Below are 2,568 nucleotides of genomic sequence, written 5' to 3' on the forward strand. Positions count from 1 at the left end.
GACCGGCCCCGGCCCCTACGTCGTGCTCCACCCGGGCGCCAGCGTCCCCGCCCGCGCCTGGAGCCGCGAACGCGCCGCCGAGGCCGTGCGCGAACTCGCCGCCGCCGGGCACCGCGTGCTGGTCACCGGCGGCCCCGACGAACGCGACCTCACCGCGTACGTCGCGGGTGAACACGGCACCGACCTCGGCGGCCGCACCGAGGCCCCGGAACTGTCCGGCGTCCTCGCGGGCGCCGCCGTCGTCGTCACCGGCAACACCGCGCCCGCCCACCTGGCCGCCGCCGTCGGCACCCCGGTCGTGTCCCTGTTCGCGCCGGTCGTACCGGCCGAGCGCTGGCGGCCGTACGGCGTCCCGTACGTCCTGCTCGGCGACCAGGACGCGCCCTGCGCGGACAGCCGGGCCCGGGACTGCCCCGTCCCCGGCCATCCCTGCCTGAACACCGTCACGGCCACCGACGTGGCGGCCGCAGTCGAGAAACTCCTGGGGGAGGCATGAGGATCCTCATCTGGCACGTGCACGGGTCGTGGACCACGGCCTTCGTGCAAGGCCCGCACACCTACCTCGTCCCCGTCACCCCGGACCGCGGACCCGACGGCCTCGGCCGCGCGCGCACCTGGGACTGGCCCGACTCCGTGGTGGAAGTACCGCCTCAGCGGCTGCGGGACGAGCACATCGACCTCGTGATCATCCAGCGACCGCACGAACTCGACCTCGTCGACGCGTGGCTCGGCCGCCGTCCTCCGCTGGTGTACCTGGAGCACAACGCCCCCGACGGGGACGTGCCCGACACCCGACACCCCGCCGCGGACCTCCCCGACGTCACCACCCTCGTCCACGTCACCCACTTCAACCGGCTGATGTGGGACGCGGGTCCGACGGAGACGACGGTCGTCGAGCACGGCATCGTCGACCCCGGCCACCGCTGGACCGGTGAGCTGGACCGCGCCGCCGTCGTCGTCAACGAGCCGATCCGGCGCGGGCGCACGACCGGAACCGACCTGCTCCCCGCGTTCTCCCGCGCCGCCCCGCTCGACGTCTTCGGCATGCGCACCGAGGGGCTCGCCGAGCACATCGGCGTAGACCCAGAACGCTGCCGCACACAGGACGTCCCCCAGAGCGACCTGCACACCGAACTGGCCCGCCGCCGCGTCTACGTCCACCCCGTCCGCTGGACCTCCCTCGGCCTGTCCCTCCTGGAGGCCATGCACCTCGGCATGCCCGTGGTCGCCCTCGCCACCACCGAGGTGACCGAGGCCGTGCCCCCCGGCGCCGGAGTGGTCTCCAACCGCGTCGACGTACTGTCCGACGCCGTGCGCGACTTCCTCGCCGACCCGCTGCACGCGCAAAGGGCCGGCGACGGAGCCCGCGCGGCGGCCCTGTCCCGCTACGGGCTGTCCCGCTTCCTGGACGACTGGGAGCGGCTGCTGAAGGAGGTGACCCGATGAGGATCGCCATGGTGTCCGAGCACGCGAGCCCCCTCGCCGCGCTCGGCGGCGTCGACGCCGGTGGACAGAACGTCTACGTGGCCCGCCTCACCGAGGAGTTGGCCAAGCGCGGCCACGACGTCACGGTCTACACCCGCCGGGACGCCACCGGTCTGCCCGACCGGGTCCCGCTGCCCGGCGGCGCGGTCGTCGAGCACGTGCCGGCCGGACCGCCCGCTGTCGTGCCCAAGGACGAACTGTTCCCGCACATGCCCGCCTTCGGCGCACACCTGGCCCGCGCCTGGGCCCGGGAGACGCCCGACGTGGTGCACGCCCACTTCTGGATGTCCGGCATGGCCTCCCAGATCGGCGCCCGGCCGCACGGCGTCCCCCTCGTGCAGACCTTCCACGCCCTCGGCACCGTCAAGCGGCGCCACCAGGGCATGCGGGACACCAGCCCGTACGAGCGCATCGGCATCGAACGGCAGCTGGGCCGCGCCTGCGAACGGGTCCTGGCCACCTGCACCGACGAGGTCGTCGAACTCGGTGACATGGGCGTACCGCCCCGGCAGGTGTCCGTGGTCCCCTGCGGTGTCGACGCGGAACACTTCCACCCCACCGCCGACACCGGCCGCACTCCCGCCCGACGGCAGCGGCACCGCCTGCTCGCCTGCGGTCGGCTCGTGCCCCGCAAGGGCTACGACCAGGCCATCCGCGCCCTGGCCCAGGTCCCGGACACCGAACTCCTCATCGCGGGCGGCCCGCCCGCCGGCGGCCTCGACGCCGACCCCGAGGCGCAGCGCCTGACCGCGCTCGCCGGACGCACCGGCGTCGCCGACCGGGTCCGGCTGCTCGGCGCGGTCGATCCCGAGGACATGCCCGCCCTGCTCCGCAGCGCCGACCTGGTGCTGTGCACGCCGGTCTACGAGCCCTTCGGCATCGTGCCGCTGGAGGCGATGGCCTGCGGTGTGCCCGTCCTCGCCACCGACGTCGGCGGCCACCGCGACTCCGTGTCCGACGGGACCACGGGCCGCCTGGTCGCCCCGCAGGACCCCGAGGCCATCGCGGACGCCGCCCGCGAACTCCTCGCCGACGAACGGCTGCGCCGCCAGTACGGCAGGAACGGCCGCGAACGCGTGCTGC

The 2,568-nt window shown here is 74.8% G+C and carries 3 protein-coding genes; all 3 read left to right on the forward strand.

Features of this window, described 5'->3' with window-relative positions:
• Nucleotides 1-496: glycosyltransferase family 9 protein (locus tag EBH09_RS39290; protein WP_238697467.1), on the forward strand; the 496-nt coding region annotated here is incomplete at its 5' end.
• Nucleotides 493-1,446: a glycosyltransferase gene (locus EBH09_RS29040; protein WP_121749883.1), complete on the forward strand. Its 954-nt coding sequence runs from the start codon at nt 493-495 to the stop codon at nt 1,444-1,446. The genes EBH09_RS39290 and EBH09_RS29040, both read left to right, overlap by 4 nt.
• Nucleotides 1,443-2,568, forward strand: a 1,126-nt coding sequence (locus EBH09_RS29045) for a glycosyltransferase (protein ID WP_153182742.1), incomplete at its 3' end; no start/stop codon positions are given. The genes EBH09_RS29040 and EBH09_RS29045, both read left to right, overlap by 4 nt.

The organism is Streptomyces sp. E2N166, assembly GCF_003671715.1.
In the GTDB taxonomy this organism is placed as follows: domain Bacteria; phylum Actinomycetota; class Actinomycetes; order Streptomycetales; family Streptomycetaceae; genus Streptomyces; species Streptomyces thinghirensis.

What these genes read in the sequence shown, in the direction of transcription:
- EBH09_RS29040 (WP_121749883.1), top strand. Translation starts at nt 493, where the DNA reads ATGAGGATCCTCATCTGGCACGTGCACGGGTCGTGGACCACGGCCTTC.